Origin of the sequence: Streptomyces sp. NPDC056738, from assembly GCF_042790435.1 — a bacterium.
Classification (GTDB): Bacteria; Actinomycetota; Actinomycetes; order Streptomycetales; family Streptomycetaceae; genus Streptomyces.
The window spans coordinates 446,417-466,812 of record NZ_JBHTZF010000007.1 but is presented as its reverse complement, the minus strand read 5'-3'; the positions used below and the strand labels follow the sequence as shown (position 1 = coordinate 466,812).

Sequence of the window (20,396 nt, the reverse complement as noted above, 5' to 3'; positions counted from 1 at the left end):
CCCGATGGGACTCCTGAGTGATGACCACAGCCGACGAGCGGGAGACGCCGTGGCGGATCCACGGAATGAGCGTCGAGGGATACCGGCACCGCCGTCAGGGCCGGCCCTGCCAGGACGCCTGCGGGCACACGGTGACGTCCTCCGTCGCGGTCCTCGCCGTCGCCGACGGCGCGGGCAGCCGGCCGCGCTCCGAGGAGGGCGCCCGGCTCGCGGTGGAGCTGGCCACCGAGCACTTCGCGCGGCGGGCCGCCACCCTGGCGGACCGGCGCCCCGGCACGGCGGTGCGTGAGCTGCTGCGGGACGCCTTCCACGACGTGTGCAAGGTGTTCCTGGACCGCACGGGCCCCGACGCGGCGGACTTCGCGACCACGCTCACCGTGGTCGTGCTCACGCGGGGCTGGCTCGGCCATCTGTCCCTGGGCGACGGCTTCGTCGTCCTGCGAGCCGGTACGGAGGACGGTGAGCGGCAGTTCCATCTGCTGCCCCAGCCGGCCGCCGTCAGCGAGTACAGCAACGAGACGGTCTTCCTCACCTCGCCGGACGCGGCCCGCCGGGTGCACACCGACTGCGTGTCCGACGACGGGATCGACGGGGTGCTGCTGTCCACCGACGGACTGGCGCAGGCCGCGCTCAACCGGTCCCCGGGCGGCGCGCTGTCCCCGAACACGTCCTTCGCCGAAGCCGTGTTCCGCTCCCTCGACGTCCCCGGACCGGTGACCGCGAGCGCCCACGAGGGCCTGGGGACCCTGCTCCGGTCCGACCGGCTCACCGCGCTCAACGCCGACGACAAGACCCTGCTGCGGGCCGTCCTCAAGGCGCGGCCATGAGCGGGCGCACGGTGTTCCTGGACGGCAAGCCGGTGACCCTCGCCGAACTGCCCCTCAAGGGCGGCGGCCAGGCGGCCGTCTTCCCGGTCGTCGGCGACGACGGCATCGTCGTCAAGCTGTACCGCGAGACGCCCGGACCCAAGGAGGAGCAGCGGTTGAAGCGGATGCTGACGATGTCGCCGCTCGTGACCCGTCCCACCGACGCCTCCCAGCCGCCCGAACTGGCCTGGCCGACCGCGCTCGCCCGCGGCCCGCAGGGCGAGTTCCTCGGCTACGCCATGCGCCGCTTCGGCGAGCCCCAGCACGTCCAGCTCATCGGCCTGTTCACGCGCGCCCAGCGCCTCAAACTGTTCGCCGACCGGGCCGACTGGCGCTTCCTGCTCGGCGTGGCCTGGAACCTCGCCTTCATGACGGCGCGCATGCACTACGACAACCTCGTCATCGGCGACTTCTCCAGCAGCAACGTCGTCGTCGACGCCAACGGGTTCGTCACGTTCCTCGACTGCGACTCCATCGCCTTCAACGACCCGGAGACCGGGGAGCTGTTCCCCTGTCTGATGCACACCACCGACTACTCGTCCCCCGAGCGGCAGGCCGGCGGACCCGCCACCCGCGCCACGGACGAGTTCGCCCTCGCCGTCCTCGTCTACCAGCTCCTGACGGCCGGGAACCACCCCTTCGGCGGCGTCCCGCACGACAGCGCGTCCGAGTCGACCGTCAAGGACAACATCGCCGCCAGCATCTCCTACGTCGTGCGCCCGGAGCGGGTCGTCATCCCGCGCGGCACCATCGACCCCTCCGTGCTCCCGCCCGAACTCCTCGCGCTGGCCCGCACCGCCTTCGGCCCCGGGGTGCAGGACCCCGCCACCCGGCCCTCCGCCGAGGCGTGGCTGCGCGCCCTGGACAAGGAGCGCGCGCTGGTACGGGTCTGCCCGACCCGTCCGCTGCACGCGTTCGGTTCGCATCTGTCCTCGTGCCCCTGGTGCGGCCGGGCGGCGCTCACGGGGCACGACGTGTTCAACGGCCCGGCCTCGGTCCCGGCGCCGGGCGTGATGCAGCCCGGGCCGCGGCCGCCGGTGCCGGCACCGGGCGAGCCGTGGCCGACGGGGCTGAAGGTGGCGCTGCTGATCCTGGCGGTCGTGATCCTGGCGGTGATCGTCGCGAACGCCTGAGCGGCCCGGGGCCGGCCCGGGCCGCTTGAGCCGCCCGAGCCGCCGGTGCCCCGGAGCCGCCGGGGACCGTGCGTGGCCGTCGTGGTGACCTGGGCGGCGCGCCGGGGGCCGCCTCCGTCACTGCGAGCGGCCGCGGTCCTCCAGGTAGCGGGTGTGGGACTCCTGGCGCCGCGCCTCCGTCTCGCGCAGGGCCGCGGCGAGCCGGTCCGACTCCTCTTGGAGCACGGTGAGCTGACGCTCCAGATGGCGCTCCGGCGGCTCGGTGCCGGGGGCCAGCCGGGTCCACCACCGGGTACGGACGAAGGTGTCGACCGCTTCCGGGATGTCCTGGCGTACGGCACGCGACAGGGCGTGCACGCCCTCGGGGTCCTGGGCGAGGATCTCGGCGACCCAGCCCGGGTCGAGCAGGGCGGTGAGGACCTCGGTCAGCTCGGTGAGCCGGCCGGCCGCCGCCGGAGGCAGCTCGACGCCGTCCAGGTACTCCCGCAGCTTGCCGAAGTCGACGCGCAGCTCGGCCAGTTGGGCGGAGGGGTCGGGGAAGTCGGGCGGCGCCGGGCGCTCCGGCGGCGCGATCAGCGCGCCCGCGCCGTACAGACCCGCCACGACGACCGGCCAGTACGGGCCCGCGAGACCGGTGAAGGTCAGCGCGAGTCCGGCGATCCCGCACGCGCTGCCGGTGAGGTTCTTGCGCGATTCGAGGAAGCCGAGGAGCTTATTGGTAGCCACGGATCTCCTCGAAGGCGCCGTCGAGCGAGCCCTTTCGGGCGTCGAAGAGACGGCCGCCGGTCAGGTCGGCGATGTGCTGGAGCTCCCCGCGGTCGGAGTCGCCGAACAGGATCGGGAAGACCGGGATCTCCCGCCGGTCGCCGGGCAGCCGGCCGTAGAAGTCGTCGAAGTCGGAGGGGCTCGCCCCCTTGGTGTTCTCGCCGTCCGTCATCAGCACGATCGAGGTGAACGTGTCGTCGTCGGCGCCCAGATGCTCGTACGCCTTCTCCAGCGAGGTGTAGATCGCGGTGTCGCCGTCGGCGCTCAGCGCGCGGGTGTCCTCGCGGATGGCGTCGATCCCGGCCTTCGGGTTCTCGGGGCGGACCACATGCGTGCTGACGCTCTTGACCTGGGAGCCGAACGGCATGAGCGTCACCTCCTCGCGGTCGCGGAAGTCGCCCGTCAGATCGCCCAGGGACTTCTTGAGCCGGTCGAGGCGGTCGCCTTCCATCGAGCCCGAGGTGTCGAGGACGTACACCGTCCGGGACGGCCGGCGCAGCTTGTTCTCGTAGGAGTCGAGGAGGTGGTCGGCCACCGACCGGCTGCCGGGGAAGGGGAGTTCACGCCGTCGTCCGGTGTCGAGTCCGGCCGCCGGGGCGACGGAGGCGACGACCGGGCGGCGGTGCGTCCGCTCGGTGATCAGCTTCTGGGCGGCCGGCGCGCGCAGCGCCTCGGCGAGGCGCTTGACGTCGTCGCGGGTGTCCGTGGAGGACGCGGCGAGGGAGGAGAGCGGATAGTCGGCCGTCACGACGCCGTCGCGCGGGCGGATGACGGTCAGACCCTTCACGCCCTTGAGGACGGACTCGTAGTTGAGCAGGGCGTCGACGGTGCCGCGGTGTTCGTAGGCGGTGGCCAGCCAGCCCGACGAACCCGACGTGAGTTTCTGTCCCTTGAAGAACTCGCGCAGCCGGGGAGTCGCCTCGGCCACGTCGGCGTCCGTGAGCGCCGACTGGGCGCCGGACAGCGCGGAGGCCACCGAGATCAGGGTGGAGAAGCCGGAGTTGGAGCGCGCCGGATCGGTCATGCCGTACGTGAGGTCGCCGTCCGCCACGGCCTTCTCCACCTGCGACCAGGTGACGTCCTCCGGCTTCCAGCCGAGGGCCCGTACCGTGGCCGGCTTCACGCCGATGGCCACCGGGCTCGACATGACGGGGGTCTCCGAGACGACCTTCCTCGCGGCCTCGGGACGCAGATGCAGATAGGCGTTGGAGGACAGCCACAGGGCGTCGTAGCGGTCGTCCGAAGCGCCCCGCGCGATCAGGTCCACGGCGGCGAGGGTGCCCATGTAGGTGGGTCTGACCTTGATGCCGGTGTCCCGCTCGATCCGGTCGAGCACCGGCTTCATGTCGCCGAGTTCGCTGGAGGCGAGGACCCGCAGGGTGCCGCTCCGCGGCTTCCCGTCGTCCCCGGACGGCGCGTCCCCCTGGGCCGTGCAGGCCGTCAGGGCGAGCAGGGCGACGGCGCCGGCCGCCGCCTGTCGGAGCGCTCTCATCCCTGCCCGCCTTCCAGGGCGCCCCGCGTGCGGCTGCGCTCCAGGTAGGCTCCGGCGTTCTGGAGTTCGGAGGTCAGGGACTCAACGGTCGCGGCCATCGTCTCGGTCGCCCTGACCTTGTACGTGTCGATCGCGTCGAGGGTGCGGTAGATCTCCTGGAAGGCGGTCCGCAGCGTCTCGGCGCCGACGGCCGGGTCGGCGGCGATGCGCTGGATCTCCCCGCTCTGGGTGGACAGCATCTCGGCGTTGCCGCGGATCAGGTCCTCCGTCGTGCCGCGCAGGGCGTTGACCTGCTCGACGACCTTGCGCTGGTTGTCGAGGGCGGAGGCGAGCATGACGGAGATGCGCAGCGCGGAGACGGTGGTGGTGGCCGCGCGGTCGACGCCCTTGATGAGTTCGTCGTTGTTGCGCCGGACCACGTCCATCGCCAGATAGCCCTGGGCGCACACCGCGAGCTGGGTGAGCAGGTCCTGGTGCTTCTGCCGGACGGGGAAGAGCACGTCGGAGCGGAGCGTGTCGGCCTGCGCGGGGTCGGCGGCGTCGACTCCCGCGATGTGCGCCTCCACCGCGCCGTCCAGGGCCTGGGTGAGCACGACGTACTCCTGGAGCTTGCCCATCGTCTCCCAGAGCCGGACGCGTTCGGTCTGAAGCGCCGCGTTGTCCCGGCGCAGTTCGTCCTGGCCGCCGCGCAGCGAGCCGACGATCTTGTTCAACGTGCCTTGCGCGGAGGCGTACTTGGCGACGTGGTCGCGCAGCTTGTTGCCGCCCGGCAGCCGGGACAGGAACTTCCTGCCCTTGCTCGCGGACAGGTCGCGCGGGTCCAGGTCCTCGACCACGCGCCGGAGTTCGACGAGTGAGCCGGCGACGTGCGACTGCGCGTCCTCGCCCTTGGAGGGCAGGCTGCGGATCGTGCGCTCCAGCATGCGGTTCGACTGGGCGGCGGCGCCGCGCATCTCGGTGGCCCCGAGGCCGGCGATCTCCCCGACCTTGCCGGCGAACTCGGGGGAGCGGGCGTCCAGGACGGCGAGTCCCTCGATGTACTCCGCGGCCCGGCGCGCCATCTCGTCCTGCACCCCCGGGTCGACGGGGACGAGCCCGCCCGCCTTCTCGCGGGGCACGGGGGCCACGGCCTCGGGCGGTGTGAGGGTGAACGTGTCTTCGGTGCTGCTCATGTTCTCTTCCCCCTAGTTCCCGGCCCGGCGCGCCATCTCGTGCAGCACCTTGTAGGCGGGCACGGGCGCCTGCCGGACGCCGGTCAGCTTCTGATTGAGATAGGTGGCACGGCCTGCGGTGGCCGCCGTGAACTCGGCTCCGGCGCCCTGCGGACGGAAGCCGTGCCGGACGGCCAGGCGGCGCAACGCCGGGTCGGTGCTGAGGAGTTCACCCAGCGCGCGGCCCTCGGGCGTGAGCGGTACGACCGTGTGGTCGCTGTTGGCGGTGGTGTCCGGGTAGAGGACCGTGAGGTCTCCGGTGTCCTTGCCCTGGGTGAGCAGCGCGGCGACCTGTGACTCGTAGACGAAGACGAGCGGGTTGCCCGCGCCGCTGACGAAGTCGCCGAACGCGGCGTCGGTGCTGGGCTGCTGGGCGCCCTGGACACTGATGAGCCGGTGCATCAGGGACGCGGTGCGGCCGACGGCGGCGTCGTCCGTGGCCACCCGCCCGCCGTCGGCGACGTAGGACGCCGCGGCGAGGTAGAGGGCGCCGGAGTTGGAGGTCTCCGGGTCGGTGGTGGCGACGTACAGCGTGCCGGTCAGCTCACCGTGGGCCGAGGCGCCCTTGAGCTGCTGCCAGGTCCGGCCGTGCTCGGCCGCGTCGAGGTAGGCGGCCATCCTCAGCGTGCCGGTGTTCTTGTCGAGGGTGGCCAGTCCGTTGGCGGCGAGGACCTCGGCCGCGCTGCGGTGGGCCACCACGACCAGGGGCGAGTAGAAGGGCCGGGGCAGCGGCTGACGGACGTGGTACTTGTCCGCGAGCTCGTCGGCCGGGGCCTGGCTGGAAGGGAAGGCGAAGTCGTACCCCTTGAGTTCCAGGCCGTCCATGGCCCAGGACCCGGAGGTCTCCGTCTTCACGGTGTAGCCCTTGGCGGCGAGGGCCTTCACCACATCCGGATCGGAGAAGAACTCCGCCTTCTCCGAACCGATCACTCCTCGCACGGTCTTCGTTGCCGTGCCCTTGTCCTGACCAGTGCGGCCTGCGACGACGGCTGCTGCCACTCCGCCGATCAGCAGGACCGCCAGGACGATTCCCGCGATGCGTCTCACGCCTGGAGCGTGCACCTCGGAATCCAACGTTCCCCGTCCCCGGGGGTGAACACGGGGTGACCACCGGGTCCCGGTACGCAACCGGAGGAGAGGCCGCCGCTACCCGGCCGGCGCGGGGCCTGTCACGGATGGACGGGTGGGCGTGGCGCCCGGTCCGCGCGTCACTTCGAAGACGCGCGGACCGGGGCCGTACGGGGCCTCGGGCCAGCGGCCCGAGGGGGTGGCCCGGAGGCCGGAGGTCCGGCCCGGAGGCCGGGCGGACGGCGAGGGCCGGGGGTGTCAGTGGGTGGCCAGCTCGCGGGGTTCTGCGGTGGCGGAGGGGGCGGCGGAGGCGGAGGCGTGGGCGTCCATCCGCTCGGCGGAGAGGATCGCCGCGGCCGTGTCGGCGCGGGAGGCCGCGACGACCAGGGCACGGCCCGCCAGGGCGTGGGCCCGCCGGTGGAGGGCCGACAGGTGGGACTCGCCGGCCTCCGGGGCGGCCGGGGCGGCCTGCGAGCGGAGCGGGGCGCCGCCGCGCAGCCGGCTCACCTGCTGGGTCAGCCGCTCGGCGCCCGCGTCCAGGTCGGCGGACGGGGCGAGCGCGCGGATCTCGTCCGTGACGGCGAGCAGTGCCGCGAGGTGGCCGGCGAGCTGGATGTCCAGCTCCTCCTCGCGCGACCGGTGGGGGAAGTCGGAGGAGGGGGCGCCGACCGTCGTGTGGACCGACTTCGACCGGATCGGTTCGTACATGGAATGGCCTCCTGTGCCTGACAGGAAGCCATCCTAGCTTGGATTTCGTCTAAAGTTGAGCTGGTTCGCATACTGGGACGCCACGCACACACAGGGTGAGCGCGGGCCGCGTCCCGGCGGGTGTCACGGCTGGCCGTAGCCGTCCAGGAACGAGCCGATCCGGGTCACCGCGTCCGTCAGATCCGCGACCGTCGGCAGGGTGACGACCCGGAAGTGGTCCGGCTCGGGCCAGTTGAAGCCCGTCCCCTGGACGACCATGATCTTCTCGGCCCGCAGCAGATCGAGCACCATCTGCCGGTCGTCCTTGACCTTGAAGACCTTCGGGTCGAGGCGCGGGAAGAGGTACAGCGCCCCCTTCGGCTTCACGCAGGTCACACCCGGGATCTGCGTCAGCAGTTCGTGGGCGACGTCCCGCTGCTCCTTCAGACGCCCGCCCGGCAGGACCAGGTCGTTGATCGTCTGGCGCCCGCTGAGCGCGGCCACCACGCCGTGCTGCCCCGGCATGTTCGCGCACAGTCGCATGTTCGCGAGGATCGTCAGTCCCTCGATGTAGGACGCGGCGTGCGCGCGCGGCCCCGAGACGGACATCCAGCCGACGCGGTAGCCCGCCACCCGGTACGCCTTCGACATGCCGTTGAAGGTGAGGGTGAGCAGATCGGGGGCGATCTTGGCGGTCGCGGTGTGCGTGACACCGTCGTACAGGATCTTGTCGTAGATCTCGTCGGAGCAGACCAGCAGGTTGTGCCGCCGGGCGATGTCCGTCAGCCCCCGGAGCATCGCGTCGTCGTAGACCGCGCCCGTCGGGTTGTTCGGGTTGATGATGACGATCGCCTTGGTGCGGTCGGTGATCTTCCGCTCCACGTCCGCGAGATCGGGCATCCAGTCGGACTGCTCGTCGCAGCGGTAGTGCACGGCCGTGCCGCCGGACAGGGAGACAGCCGCGGTCCACAGCGGGTAGTCGGGCGCCGGTACGAGCACCTCGTCGCCGTCGTCCAGCAGCGCCTGCATCGCCATCACGATGAGCTCGGAGACGCCGTTGCCGATGAAGACGTGGTCGACGTCCGTCTCGATGCCCAGGGTCTGGTTGTGCATGACGACCGCGCGACGGGCGGCGAGCAGGCCCTTGGCGTCGCCGTAGCCGTGCGCCGAGGAGACGTTGCGGAGGATGTCCTCGAGGATCTCCGGCGGGCACTCGAACCCGAACGCGGCCGGGTTGCCCGTGTTGAGCTTGAGGATGCGGTGACCGGCTGCTTCGAGCCGCATCGCCTCCTCAAGAACCGGACCCCGGATCTCGTAGCAGACGTTGGCGAGCTTCGTGGACTGGATCACCTGCATGCCCGTGAGCTTACGACCGCCCGCCGTACGCCGGGGCGTGTTTTTCACCACGTGCGACGTGTCGGTTCCGGCATCTTTGTCCTTCGGCTGCGCCGAACCCCCAGGTGATCCCTAGAATGCGCGATCATGTCCTGGCAGTCCGGAGATCCCGAAGCCCGGCCGACGGTGTACCTCCCGCAGAGCGACGAGGACACGCCTTTGGCCTACGAGGCGTACGCCGATCCCGCCGAGGCGCACGGCTGGCGGAAGGCGTACACGGACGGCGACGAGACGACCGCCCTGCCCGTCGTCGGCGGCGCCGGGCGGCAGCAGCAGCGGACCCGGCACCGCAGGCGTGCCCGGAACAAGCGGCGCATCGTCGTGGCCGGGGGCGCGGCCGTCGCCGTCGTCCTCGGTGTCGTCACCCTGGCCGCCCTCGACTCCGGCGCGGCCGACGGGTCCGGCGACGGCGCGCCCTCGCGGACGTCCGAGCCCGTGCGCCTGGCGACCGGCCCCGCGGAACCGGACGCCTCCTCGGCGCGGCCGTCGGCCACCGACGTGCCCGTGGTGCCGGCCGCCCCGTCGGTGTCCGCCTCGACCCTCGCGTCCGCGAGCACGGGCACCGCCTCCCGGAGCGCGTCCGCGTCCCCGAGTGCCTCCGCGAGCCCGAGCGCGAGCAGGTCCACGGCGCCCACGACCTCCGCCCCCGCCCCGACCCCGTCGACGACGAGCCCCACCGGACGCCACGGCCACGGCCACGGGCACGGCGGCTGGGGGTAGGGCCAGGGTCAGGGCACCAAGGGCTGTCCGGCGATTCCCGGCTGCCCGGTGAGAGCCGGGGCCGGGGCTCCGGACGGGAACCCTCGACCGGTTCCCGGCCTGTCGGGCCGCCACGCGTGGGGCGCTCCTCCTCCGCCGTGGGGCGCTCCTCCTCCGCCGTGCCGATGCGGCGCACATCGCCTGCGCGGCGTACGGCGCCGAGGCGACATACGCCGTTTCCGGCACTCCAGGCCGGAAACCGCTCCTTGTTCACTTTTCCCTCTCCCCTCACAATGCGCATGACAACAACTGGCCGGAAGACCTCCGGTCAGCGGAAGGCGGACGGACGACCTCCGGCCGCCCCAAGTCGCAAGAGGGGACCCCCACATGAGAAAGCCTCTCGTCGCCGCAGTCTTCGCCCTGGTGCTGTCCGGGGCGGGCGCGGCACCCGCGGTCGCGGCACCCGCTCCCCACGCCGTACCCGCGTCCCACGCGGCTCCCGCGCACGTCCGGGCCTCCGTCGACGCCGCCGGCACCCAGGCGGCGCCCACCTTGAAGGCCGTCAGCCTCGCCGGGACCGTCTCGCTCAGCAACTGCTCCGGTTCGGTCATCCGCTTCCCCAACTCGGCGGACACCGACCCGGCGCTCGTGCTCTCCAACGGCCACTGCCTGGAGACCGGTTTCCCGGACCCCGGTGAGGTGATCGTCGGCCAGTCGTCCAGCCGGACCTTCGGCCTGCTCAACTCTGCGGGCACCAGGGTCGCGACCCTGCGCGCGAGCAAGGTCGCGTACTCGACCATGACCGACACGGACATCACGATCTACCAGCTCACCAGCACCTACGCGACCATCAAGAACTCGTACGGCATCAGCGCGCTGACCGTGCAGGACACGCACCCGGTCGCCGGCACCGCCATCACGGTGGCCTCCGGCTACTGGAAGCGCCTCTACAGCTGCAACGTCGACGGGTTCGTGTACCGCCTGAAGGAGGGGGGCTGGACCTGGAAGGACTCGGTCCGCTACACCTCCGCCTGCCAGACCATCGGCGGCACCTCGGGCTCGCCGGTCGTCGACCAGTCCACCGGCAAGGTCGTCGCCGTCAACAACACCGGCAACGAGGACGGCGAACGCTGCACGGTGAACAACCCCTGCGAGGTCGACGCGAACGGCACCGTCACCGTCCGCCAGGGCATCAACTACGCCGAGGAGACCTACCAGATCCCGGCCTGCTTCACGACGGGCAACAAGCTCGACCTGACCCGGAGCGGGTGCGTCCTGCCCAAGCCGTAACACCGCGGGAGGGCGGGCGGTCACGTCGTCCGGCGGACCGCCCGTCCCGCCAGCACGTCCGTCCGGCGCCCGTCCTCGACGACGAACCGCCCGTCGATCAGGACGTGCGGGATGCCGGTGGGCAGGGTGCGCGGCTCCGCGAACGTCGAGCCCGCCGCGACCGTCGCCGGGTCGAAGAGGACCAGGTCGGCGCGGTACCCCTCGCGGACGAGACCGCGGTCGGGCAGCCGCAGCCGGGCGGCGGGCCTGCCGGTGAGATGGGCGACGCACTCCTCCAGCGTCAGGACGCCCAACTCCCGTACGTAGCGGCCCAGGTAGTGCGGGAAGGTGCCGTAGGCGCGCGGATGCGGTTTGGTGCCGTGCAGGATGCCGTCCGAGCCGCCGGTGTGCACCGGGTGACGCATGATCGCCCGGACGTTCTCCTCGTGACCGACGTGTTGCAGGATCGTGGGACCGAGCCGGTCCTCGACCAGCAGCCGCCGGGCGGTGGTCCAGGGTTCCTCGCCGCGCAGGTCGGCCGACTCCCGGACGGTCCGGCCGACGTACGTACCGAGCCCGGGGTCGTTCACCCCCGAGATCTCGATCGTGTCCCACGCGATGGGCACGCCGTGGCAGCCGTCGGCGCCCACGACCTCCATGTGATGCCGGACCCGTTCGGCGGTGTCGTCGTCCCGCAGCCGGGCGAGCACCGCCTCCGGGCCGCCCTCGCCCGCCCAGCTCGGCAGCATCGCCGCGAGGGTGGTGCACCCCGGGGTGTACGGATAGGTGTCGAGGGTGATGTCGGCACCCCGCTCCAGCGCCTTGTCCAGCAGGGCGAGGAGTTCCGGCGCCCTGCCCTCGTTCACCCCGAAGTTCATGGTGGCGTGGGCGAGATGGAGCGGACAGCCGGCCTCGCGGGTGAGTGCCACCATCTCCTCGTACGCCTCCAGCGCGCCCGCCCCGTACGAGCGGTGGTGCGGGCAGTAGTAGCCGCCGTGCTCCGCCACCACCCGGCACAGCGCGGTGAGTTCGGAGTCCCGGGCATACATCCCCGGCGTGTACGTCAGTCCCGAGGACATGCCGACCGCGCCCTCCCGCAGCCCGTCCGCCACCAACCGCCGCATCCGGTCCAGCTCCCGGGGGGTCGCCTCGCGGTCCTCCCAGCCGACGGCGAGCATGCGGACGGTGCCCTGGGGGACGAGGTAGGCGGCGTTGACCGCGATGCCCTCGCCGTCGAAGCCGTGGTCGAGCCGGTCCAGGTACTCGCCCACGGAACGCCAGTCGAAGTCGATGTCGTCGCCGTGGCCGTTCCAGCCGGTGATCGTCCGGCGGACCTCGGCGAGCGTACGGTCGTCGACCGGCGCGTACGACAGGCCGTCCTGGCCGATGACTTCGAGCGTCACGCCCTGGGCGGCCTTCGCGCTGTGGTCCGGGTCCCGCAGCAGCGCGAGATCGCTGTGCGCGTGCATGTCGATGAAGCCGGGGGCCAGTACCAGGCCCTCCGCGTCCAGTTCCCTCGTGCCGCGCGGCCGTTGGCAGCCGGCCGCCGCGGCCTCCTTGACGATCGCGACGATCCGGCCGCCCTTGACGGCCACGTCCGCGCGATACGTCGGCGCGCCGCTGCCGTCGGCGACGTCCACGTCCTGGAGGACCAGGTCGGCGTGGTCCATGGGGCGACTCCCGTCTCGGTGGGGCTGGAGATCTTCGGAGGGAACAGGGGGGTACGGACTCCTCGGAATGAGGAAGGGCGTACGGATTCCTCGGAGGGAAGGGGGCGCGGGGACGTCTAGAAGAACGTACGGACGTAGTCGACGACCGTGCCGTCCGCCTCGACCAGTGGGATGAGCTGCCACTTGTCGAAGGACGTGCACGGATGGGACAGGCCCATGCCGACCCAGTCGCCGACCTCCAGGTCCGCCCCGGGCTCCGTGCGCAGCCAGGCGTGCTGGTCGGAGAGCTTGCTCACCTCGATGCCGTCCGCCGGACGCTCGGCCCCGCCCCGGCGCACGACCTGGGCGACGGGCAGATCGAGGTCGTGGGCCGCGTCCCGCTTGCCGGCGTTGGTGAAGGCCTGTTCGGGGGAGGGCCGCGAGACGACCTGGGACCAGAGGCGGAAGGCCGGGTGCAGGGAGCCCTCCCGCGGGACCCGGGCGAACGGCGTGAGCCTGCGGTAGTGGCCGTCGTCGTGCGAGACGTAGGCGCCGGAGCGCAGCAGTTTCAGGACGGGCAGCGAGAGTTCGGGGATCTCGGCGAAGACGTCGGCGACCGCGTCGAACCAGGCGCTGCCGCCCGCGCTGACGACGATCGTGTCGACGTCCTTGAACCGCCCGGCGCCGTCGAAGGCCGCCGCCAGCGCGGTCAGCCGCCGCAGCCAGGCGTGCACCCGCTCGGGGTTCGCGTCCGGCACCTCCCCCTCGTACCCGGCGACCCCGGCCAGCCGCAGCGTCCCGGTCGCCGCCACGGCGTCGGCGACGGCCGCGCAGTCCTCCTCCGTCCGCGCGCCGGTACGGGCGCCCTCTCCCGCGGCGAGTTCGACGACGACGTCCACCGGGCGGGCGCTCCCGCGCAGCGCGGCGTCCATCAGTTCCACCCCGCGCACCGAGTCGACGTAACAGACGAAACGGAAGTCCGGGTCCGCGGCGAGTTCGGCGGCAATCCAGCGCAGGGCCGCGGGGTCGACGAGTTCGTTCGCGAGGAAGATCCGGTCGATGCCGAACTCCCGGGCCACCCGCACCTGGTGGGGGACCGCCAGGGTGATGCCCCAGGCGCCGTGCTCGATCTGCCGCCAGAAGAGCTGGGGCGCCATGGACGTCTTGCCGTGCGGGGCGAAGGAGAGGCCGTGCCGGTCGGCGTACGTCTCCATGAGTTCGAGGTTGTGGGTCAGGCGCTCGGCGGAGAGGGCGAGGACGGGGGTGGTGAAGCCGTCCGTGAAGAGGTTGCGGCGCTGGGCGGCCAACTCGCCGACGCTCAGGCCGTCGGCGTCCGGCGGCAGGCCCTTGAAACGGTGGTCGACGCGCTCCGCCGCGAGAGCGGCCAGGGGTGCGGCGGCGGTGTCGGCGCTCATGGGGCCTCCTCGGCCTGTTCGGTCGTGTTGCATCATGTGCAACGCTCATTGCGTATGTCGTTCGCTGCTGTCTAACATCCCAGCCGACGCAGGGTCAACGGTGCCGTTCGCCGCCGTGGGCCGCCAGAGCGAGGAGCCCCGACCACCGTGAGCAGCAACGGACCCACGGGTGCCGTGTCCCCGGACGCCGGCACCGAGACCGCCGCCGGCACCGGCACGGTCGTCGGCACCGACACCGTCACCGGCACCGGCACCGACGCCGTCGACGTGGTGGCGCTCGGCGAGTCCATGGTCACCTTCCTGCCCACGCGCCCCGGACGCCTCGCCGACGTGCCGTCCTTCGAGCGGGGGATCGGCGGCGCCGAGTCGAACGTCGCCTGCGTGCTCGCCCGCTCCGGTCACTCCGCCCGCTGGGTCGGCCGGGTCGGCGCCGACGGCTTCGGCGACCACCTCGTGGAGGCGATCGGCGCGTACGGCGTCGACACCTCCGCCGTGCGCCGGGACCCCGGCCGGCCCACCGGCGTCTACTTCCGCACCGCGGGCGACCGGGCGACCGACGCCCACGAAGTCGCCTACTACCGGGCCGGGTCCGCCGCCTCGGCCATGACGGCGGGGAACACGGACCTGGCCGCCGCCCGCTCCGGCCGCGTGCTCCACCTCTCCGGCATCACCGCCGCGCTCTCCGAGGGCTGTCTCGACCTGATGCGCGAACTGACCGCCCCCCGGACCGGCCGTCCCCTGGTCTCCTTCGACGTCAACCACCGCCCGGGGCTGTGGCGCGGCCACCCCGAGGGGCCGCACGTCCTGCTCGACCTCGCGCGCCGCGCCGACATCGTCTTCGTCGGCGACGACGAGGCCCGCGACGCCTGGGGACTGCGCGGAGCGCGCGCGATCCGCGCGGCACTGCCCGAACCGGACGTCCTGGTCGTCAAGTACGGCGGGGACGGAGCCGTCGTGTTCGACGGGTCCGGCACGGAGGCGCCCGAGGGGACCGAGGACCCGACCGGCACCGCCACCTTCGTCCGGGCCCTCGGGGTGGACGTCGTCGCGGCCGTCGGCGCCGGCGACGCCTTCGCCGCCGGGTTCCTCTCCGCCACCCTGCGCGGCCTGCCCGCCCGCGACCGCCTGCGGCACGGCCACCTGACGGCCGCCGCCGCCCTCACCGTCCCGGGCGACCTCGCCGAGCCGCCCGCCCGGGGGCTCGCCGACCGGCTGGCGGCTCTCGACGACCGTGCCTGGGAGACACTTCGTCTCGGCCCCGGCTGGACCGAAGCCGACCCACGGGCCGTCGAGGAGGTACGTACGCCATGAGCCAGACCGTCGACCGAGCGCTGAGCATCCTGCCGCTGCTCGCCGAGGGCCCCGCCGACCTCGGCCAGGTCGCCGACCGCCTCGGCGTCCACAAGTCCACGGCCCTGCGCCTGCTGCGCACCCTGAACGAACACGGCCTGGTGTACCGCCAGTCCGACCAGCGCTACCGGCTCGGCGCCCGCCTCTTCGCCCTCGCCCAGGAGGCCGTCGAGAACCTCGACGTCCGCGAGATCGCCCACCCCCATCTCGTCCGCCTCAACGAGAGCTGCGGACACACCGTCCACCTCGCCGTGTACGAGGAGAACGAGGTCCTGTACATCGACAAGGTGGAGAGCCGCTACCCGGTGCGCATGTACTCGCGCATAGGGAAACCGGTCGCCATCACCGTCGCCGCGGTCGCCAAACTCCTCCTCGCCGACCTGCCCGAGGCCGAACGCCGCGCCGTCGCCGACAGGCTCGACTACCCGATGTACACGGCCCGTTCGACCCCGAACGCCCCCGCCTTCCTCAAGGAACTGGCGACGGTGCGCGAACAGGGCTGGGCCACCGACCTCGGCGGCCACGAGGAATCCATCAACTGCGTCGCCGCACCCGTCCGCGGCGCCGACGGACGCGTCGCCGCCGCCATGTCGGTCTCCGCGCCCAACGTCGTCGTCACCGCCGAGGAACTCCTCACCCTGCTCCCGCTGGTACGCCGCACGGCCGACGCCATCAGCCGCGACTACTCAGGCAAAGCCCCCACGAAGGAAGACCCGAAGGAATGATCACCGCATGACCGACAAGACCGCCCTCACCCCCTCGACCCACACCACCCCGCCCGCCAAGTTCTCGCACGGCGTGCGGAAGGGGAACATCCTCCAGGTCGCCGGCCAGGTCGGCTTCCTGCCCGCCGAGGAGGGCAGGCCCCCGACGCCCGCCGGTCCCACCCTGCGCGAGCAGACCCTCCAGACGCTCGCCAACGTCAAGGCCATCCTCGAAGAGGGCGGCGCCGGCTGGGACGACGCGATGATGATCCGGGTCTACCTCACGGACACCGGCCACTTCGCCGAGATGAACGAGATCTACAACCAGTACTTCGAGGAGCAGGGCCTCACCGCGCCCCCCGCCGCCCGCACGACGGTATACGTCGGCCTGCCGGCCGGACTCCTCGTCGAGATCGACGTCCTCGCCGTTCTCGGCTGACGTCCCCTCCGGGCCCGCGTCCGCGCCACTCCCGCGCGACCGCGAGACCCGCACATCCGGCGCGACCCGCGCAACTCCCGCACCACGTACGACGTCACGGTGCGGCACCCCACCACCCACGGGGAGCCGCACCGCGATCCGCCCTGCCCGAAAGCCCCCACGGACTGACGAAAAAGAGGCTCCCCCGACATGTCGTCGTACCCGCTCGCAGCGACAGCCCCGGCCCCACCGGCCCCACCGCACACCGGCGGTCTCCTGCTCCTCCTCGACGGCACGGCCGGTCTGCTCACGGTCGCCGCCCTCGGTATCGCGCTCCTCCTCTTCCTGATCATCAAGGTCCGGCTCCAGCCGTTCGTCGCCCTGCTCACCGTCTCCATAGCCGTCGGCCTCGCCGCCGGACTCTCGGTCACGGAACTGTTCGGCACGGTCCAGAGGTCCGACGCGGTCTCGGTCGTCGAGTCGGGCATGGGCGGCATCCTCGGCCATGTCGCGATCATCATCGGCCTCGGCACGATGCTCGGCGCGATCCTCGAAGTCAGCGGCGGCGCCGAGGTGTTGGCGTCCCGGCTGCTCGGACTCTTCGGGGAGAAGCGGGCCCCTCTCGCCATGGGCCTGACCGGCCTGATCTTCGGCATCCCGGTCTTCTTCGACGTCGGCATCTTCGTCCTCGCGCCGCTCGTCTACGCCGCCGCCAAGCGGTCGGGCAAGTCCATCCTGCTCTACTGCCTGCCGCTGCTCGCCGGTCTGTCGATGACCCACGCCTTCCTGCCGCCGCACCCCGGCCCGGTCGCCGCCGCGGGGCTGCTGCACGTCCAGCTCGGCTGGGTCGTCCTCATGGGCATCGTCTGCGGCATCCCCGCCGTGCTGGCCGCCTGGGTCTACGCGGCCTGGATCGGCAGGCGCCTCTTCGTCCCCGTACCGCAGGACATGGTCGAGGCGGCCGCCGAGGCCAAGCGGGCCGTCGTCGAGGAACAGCGGGCGTCGGGGGTGGAGCCCCAGGAGAAGCCGGTGCCGCTCGGCACGGTCCTCGGCATCATCGGTACGCCGCTGGTGCTGATCCTCGCGGCCACCTTCTCCTCGATCGCCCTCGACCCCTCCACCCTCCGCTCGGTCATCGAGTTCTTCGGCCACCCGTTCGTGGCCCTGACCATCGCCCTGGTCCTCGCCTACTACCTGCTCGGCATCCGACGCGGCTGGTCCCGCAAGTCTCTTGAGAAGGTGTCGACCTCGTCCCTCAAGCCGGTCGGCAACATCCTGCTGGTGGTCGGCGCGGGCGGCGTCTTCGGCGCCGTGCTGAAGGCCAGCGGGGTCGCCCAGGCGCTCTCCGACACCTTCAACGACGTCGGCCTCCCGGTGATCGTCCTGGCCTATCTGATCTCGCTGGTCCTGCGCGTGGCCCAGGGCTCGGCCACCGTCGCGATCGTCACCACGGCCGGCATCGTCGCGCCGCTGCTCACCGAGGGCGACCACTCCCAGGCCTTCGTCGCGCTGGTCATCATGGCCATCTCGGCGGGTTCGATCTTCGCCTCGCACGTCAACGACGGCGGCTTCTGGATGGTGGCCAAGTACTTCGGCATCAGCGAGCGCGACACGCTGAGGACCTGGACCGTCCTGGAATCGGTGCTGTCCGTCGCCGGGTTCGCCGTGGCCGCCGTCGTGAGTCTCTTCGTGTAACAGTGGCATCGCCAATTCGGGCCTGGCTGTGTCCCGCACAGGATCTTCGACCATACTTCCCGCTGTGGAGCAGCGCATAGGTTCGAAGAGCCAGCCCCTGGACGCCGCCGCGGTGAACCCGGCGTACATCCCCGGGCTTACGTCACCCGTCCCGGCGGAGCCGAAGGACGCGGTCGCGGAGACCGAGGAGGCCACCGCGGAGGAGACCGTCTCCGACGGGACGGTCTCCGACGACGTGGTCTCCGACGAGGCGGCGTCCGACGAGGCGCCCGCCGCCGAGATCGCGGAGGAGACCGAGATCGCGGAGGAGGCCGAGCCCGTGGAGGAGGCCGTGTCCGACGGGGAGGCCGGGTCCGCGGAGGAGAGCGGACCCGCCCCCGACGGTCCCGTCTTCGAGGCCTCCGACCGGCGTGCCTCGATCCGGGCCGACCACAGCGGTGTCCGGCTGCGCCTGGACGACCAGGAGGCGGAGTTCCGCTGGGACGAGATCGGCGCCGTCGAGACGGAGTCGCCGCGCTTCGGCAAGCGGTTCACCATCACGGTGCACACGCCGGAGCGCCGCTGGTATCCGATAGAGATCGAGGCGAACGCCCGGGCACGCTTCAAGGAGTGGGAGGAGCAGCTCGACGCCGTCCTGGACGCCTACTTCGAGGACGGCGAGGACCAGGCCACCGAGACGGAGGCCGAGGTCGACACCGAGGCGGACGTCGAGGCCAAGGCGGACGTCGAAGCCAAGGCGGATGCCGAGGCCGAGGCCGAGAAGCCGTAAGCGGTACGGGGATCCGCGCGCCCGGTCAGGTGGGGCGCGCGGATCCCCGGCCCCCGGCCGGTCCGGCGGGGGTGTTCTCCCCTATGAGCAGTACTGGGCGGCCTTGCCGATGGACCGGTACATGCAGTCGGCGTTCTCCAGGAGCTGGAGCACCGCGTCCCGGTTGCGGGAGGTCTCCCGCTCGATGACCTCGTCGGGCGGGTAGAAGCCGCCGCCGGAGCTGGACGTCGGGTACATCTCGAAGGTGTAGTCGAAGATCTTCTGGGTGCCCCAGAGGTAGTCGTCGATCGAGCCGTCGGTGATGTACAGATCGCTGGACTGCTCGGGCGTGTACCCGTTGCTGGCGGCCATCTTCTGGCCGATGGCCTTGAACGCGGCGGCGTCGTCCGCCGTCATCCCGGTCGCGGTGTCGGCCGTGGTCCACCCGAACGGCCAGAGCACCAGCTCGCTGTAGGTGTGGAAGTCGATTCCCGCGGTGATCTGCTGCTTGCCGCCGACGACCCGGCCGCGTACGAAGTCCGCGACCACCTTCACCTCGGGCGCGGACTCGGCCGACGCGCCGCGGTAGGTCTCGGAGGACTTGGAGGACGAGGAGCCGCCGCAGCAGCCCCACTTGTAGTTCCAGTTTCGGTTCAGGTCCGTACCGACGTACGAGGAGCCGGAGTTGGGCTGGCGGTTCTTGCGCCACGAACGGTACGAGCCGCTCGCGATGTCGTACTCGCCGCCGTCCGGGTTGAGGTCGGGGACGATCCAGATCTCGCGGTTGTTCACCATGTTCGTGACCCGGGAGTCGCTGCCGTAGCCGGCCCCGAGCTCGCGCAGCAGATACAGCGCCATCTCCACCGTGAGGTGTTCGCGGGCGTGCTGGTGGAAGGTCAGCAGGACCTCGGGCTCGTTCTCGTCGGTCGCCACGTTGTCGCTGACCTTGATGGCGACGATGTCCCGGCCCTGGTAGGACTTGCCGATCACCCGCTTGCTCATGATGCCCGGATAGGCCGCGAGCCGCTGGTCGATCTCCGTGTTCATCTCGGCGTAGTTGTGGTACTTCGAGTCCGCCGTCGGGAAGTCGAAGAGCCGTACGCCGCCGGACGAGCGGTCGGGCGCCGAGCCCAGCGGAGTGACGTCGTAGCCCTGCCGGCGCAGTGTGGCGATCTGGTCGGCGCGGCCCGAGACGACGACGGTCTCCGCGTCGGCCTCGTCCACGGTGACGCCCGACCGCTGGATCTGCGTCCGGGAGGCGGAGGTCGAGCCCTGGTGGATCTCGTACTGCCTGACGTCGTCGGACGAGGGCGCGAGGGCCCTGGCCCCGTTCGCCGTGGCGTCGGTGGCGGTGGCGGTCAGGGGAGCCGCGAGAGCGAGGGCCGCGAGAACGGCGAGGGCGGCGCCGCGACGGCCGCCTCTGCTCCCGCCGCCACTGCCACGTGGGCGAAATCGCATGAAGTCTCCTTGTTTCTCCGGAAAATTCCGGGATCTCCGGAATTGTGGGGGAACGGAGCTGGGGGGTGGCGCAAGGTGACGTGCCTGGTGCGGGTGTGGCGCTCATGGTGAGGCCCTGGCATGAGCAGGTCAAGAGATGCCCAAGAGGTGTCGGCGGGAATCAGCCGCGCCGAACGGCACCGAACCCGCTCCCCGTCGGGCGGCACGGACCGCGTCCGCCGTACGCCGTACGCCGTGCGCGACGGCACCGGCCCCGGGGGGCCCGGGGGGGGGGGGGGGGGGGCGGGGGGGGGGCGGCGGGGGGGGGGGGGGGCGGGGGGGGGGGGGCGCGGGGGGGGCGGGGGGGGGCCCCCCCGGGGGCCCCGCCGGGGCGG

At 72.1% G+C, this 20,396-nt stretch carries 18 protein-coding genes; 9 read left to right on the top strand and 9 right to left on the bottom strand.

Going from position 1 to position 20,396, the window contains the following annotated elements:
- Positions 1-20 precede the first annotated feature (20 nt).
- Entirely contained in the window at positions 21-827 is an 807-nt protein-coding gene (locus tag ACFRIC_RS21435) for a PP2C family serine/threonine-protein phosphatase (protein ID WP_382787947.1), read from the top strand.
- Positions 824-1,999 carry a hypothetical protein gene (locus ACFRIC_RS21430; RefSeq protein ID WP_382787945.1) on the top strand — a complete coding sequence of 392 codons (1,176 nt, stop codon included), beginning with the start codon at positions 824-826 and terminating at the stop codon, positions 1,997-1,999. Before ACFRIC_RS21435 ends, ACFRIC_RS21430 begins: the two co-directional genes overlap by 4 nt.
- 117 nt (positions 2,000-2,116) lie before the next feature.
- Here the strand turns inward: ACFRIC_RS21430 and ACFRIC_RS21425 are convergent, their stop codons facing one another.
- From ACFRIC_RS21425 to ACFRIC_RS21400, 6 genes are all read right to left on the bottom strand, one after another.
- The gene (locus ACFRIC_RS21425; protein ID WP_382787943.1) at positions 2,117-2,725 is read right to left on the bottom strand and encodes a hypothetical protein; all 609 of its coding nucleotides are present in this window, start codon (positions 2,723-2,725) and stop codon (positions 2,117-2,119) included.
- Positions 2,712-4,256, bottom strand: coding sequence for a substrate-binding domain-containing protein (locus ACFRIC_RS21420; RefSeq protein WP_382787941.1), 1,545 nt, complete (start codon positions 4,254-4,256; stop codon positions 2,712-2,714). The genes ACFRIC_RS21425 and ACFRIC_RS21420 overlap by 14 nt, the downstream gene beginning before the upstream one ends.
- On the bottom strand, positions 4,253-5,428 hold the full coding sequence (locus tag ACFRIC_RS21415; protein ID WP_382787939.1) for a toxic anion resistance protein: 1,176 nt from the start codon (positions 5,426-5,428) through the stop codon (positions 4,253-4,255). Before ACFRIC_RS21415 ends, ACFRIC_RS21420 begins: the two co-directional genes overlap by 4 nt.
- Before the next feature lie 12 nt (positions 5,429-5,440).
- On the bottom strand, positions 5,441-6,514 hold the full coding sequence (locus ACFRIC_RS21410) for a hypothetical protein (RefSeq protein WP_382787937.1): 1,074 nt from the start codon (positions 6,512-6,514) through the stop codon (positions 5,441-5,443).
- Between the two features lie 279 nt (positions 6,515-6,793).
- Positions 6,794-7,243 carry a hypothetical protein gene (locus ACFRIC_RS21405; RefSeq protein WP_382787935.1) on the bottom strand — a complete coding sequence of 150 codons (450 nt, stop codon included), beginning with the start codon at positions 7,241-7,243 and terminating at the stop codon, positions 6,794-6,796.
- Between the two features lie 123 nt (positions 7,244-7,366).
- Positions 7,367-8,578 carry a pyridoxal phosphate-dependent aminotransferase gene (locus ACFRIC_RS21400; RefSeq protein WP_382787933.1) on the bottom strand — a complete coding sequence of 404 codons (1,212 nt, stop codon included), beginning with the start codon at positions 8,576-8,578 and terminating at the stop codon, positions 7,367-7,369.
- 126 nt (positions 8,579-8,704) lie between these two features.
- On the opposite strand from ACFRIC_RS21400, the gene ACFRIC_RS21395 reads away from it, so the two are divergent.
- Together ACFRIC_RS21395 and ACFRIC_RS21390 are read left to right on the top strand one after the other, a co-directional pair.
- Positions 8,705-9,337, top strand: a complete 633-nt coding sequence (locus tag ACFRIC_RS21395) for a hypothetical protein (RefSeq protein WP_382787931.1) — start codon at positions 8,705-8,707, stop codon at positions 9,335-9,337.
- Between the two features lie 366 nt (positions 9,338-9,703).
- Positions 9,704-10,606, top strand: a complete 903-nt coding sequence (locus ACFRIC_RS21390; RefSeq protein WP_382787929.1) for a serine protease — start codon at positions 9,704-9,706, stop codon at positions 10,604-10,606.
- Between the two features lie 20 nt (positions 10,607-10,626).
- Here ACFRIC_RS21390 and ACFRIC_RS21385 read toward each other — a convergent pair whose 3' ends face one another.
- Both ACFRIC_RS21385 and ACFRIC_RS21380 read right to left on the bottom strand, forming a co-directional pair.
- Entirely contained in the window at positions 10,627-12,255 is a 1,629-nt protein-coding gene (locus ACFRIC_RS21385) for an amidohydrolase family protein (RefSeq protein ID WP_382787927.1), read from the bottom strand.
- A gap of 116 nt (positions 12,256-12,371) precedes the next feature.
- Positions 12,372-13,649 (bottom strand): amino acid deaminase, encoded by a 1,278-nt coding sequence (locus ACFRIC_RS21380; protein WP_382787925.1) that lies wholly within the window; start codon positions 13,647-13,649, stop codon positions 12,372-12,374.
- Positions 13,650-13,916: 267 nt separating this feature from the next.
- Between ACFRIC_RS21380 and ACFRIC_RS21375 the strand changes: the two genes are divergently transcribed.
- The 5 genes from ACFRIC_RS21375 (at position 13,917) to ACFRIC_RS21355 (ending at position 18,585) form a co-directional block, all read left to right on the top strand.
- Positions 13,917-14,960, top strand: a complete 1,044-nt coding sequence (locus tag ACFRIC_RS21375; RefSeq protein WP_382788058.1) for a sugar kinase — start codon at positions 13,917-13,919, stop codon at positions 14,958-14,960.
- The gene (locus ACFRIC_RS21370) at positions 14,957-15,724 is read left to right on the top strand and encodes an IclR family transcriptional regulator (RefSeq protein ID WP_382787923.1); all 768 of its coding nucleotides are present in this window, start codon (positions 14,957-14,959) and stop codon (positions 15,722-15,724) included. Before ACFRIC_RS21375 ends, ACFRIC_RS21370 begins: the two co-directional genes overlap by 4 nt.
- Before the next feature lie 7 nt (positions 15,725-15,731).
- Positions 15,732-16,142: a RidA family protein gene (locus ACFRIC_RS21365; protein WP_382787921.1), complete on the top strand. Its 411-nt coding sequence runs from the start codon at positions 15,732-15,734 to the stop codon at positions 16,140-16,142.
- A 189-nt stretch (positions 16,143-16,331) separates the two neighbouring features.
- On the top strand, positions 16,332-17,816 hold the full coding sequence (locus ACFRIC_RS21360) for a GntP family permease (protein WP_382787919.1): 1,485 nt from the start codon (positions 16,332-16,334) through the stop codon (positions 17,814-17,816).
- A 64-nt stretch (positions 17,817-17,880) separates the two neighbouring features.
- The gene (locus ACFRIC_RS21355) at positions 17,881-18,585 is read left to right on the top strand and encodes a hypothetical protein (RefSeq protein ID WP_382787917.1); all 705 of its coding nucleotides are present in this window, start codon (positions 17,881-17,883) and stop codon (positions 18,583-18,585) included.
- 81 nt (positions 18,586-18,666) lie between these two features.
- Here ACFRIC_RS21355 and ACFRIC_RS21350 read toward each other — a convergent pair whose 3' ends face one another.
- Entirely contained in the window at positions 18,667-20,022 is a 1,356-nt protein-coding gene (locus ACFRIC_RS21350; protein ID WP_382787915.1) for a M14 family metallopeptidase, read from the bottom strand.
- Between the last annotated feature and the right edge of the window lie 374 nt (positions 20,023-20,396).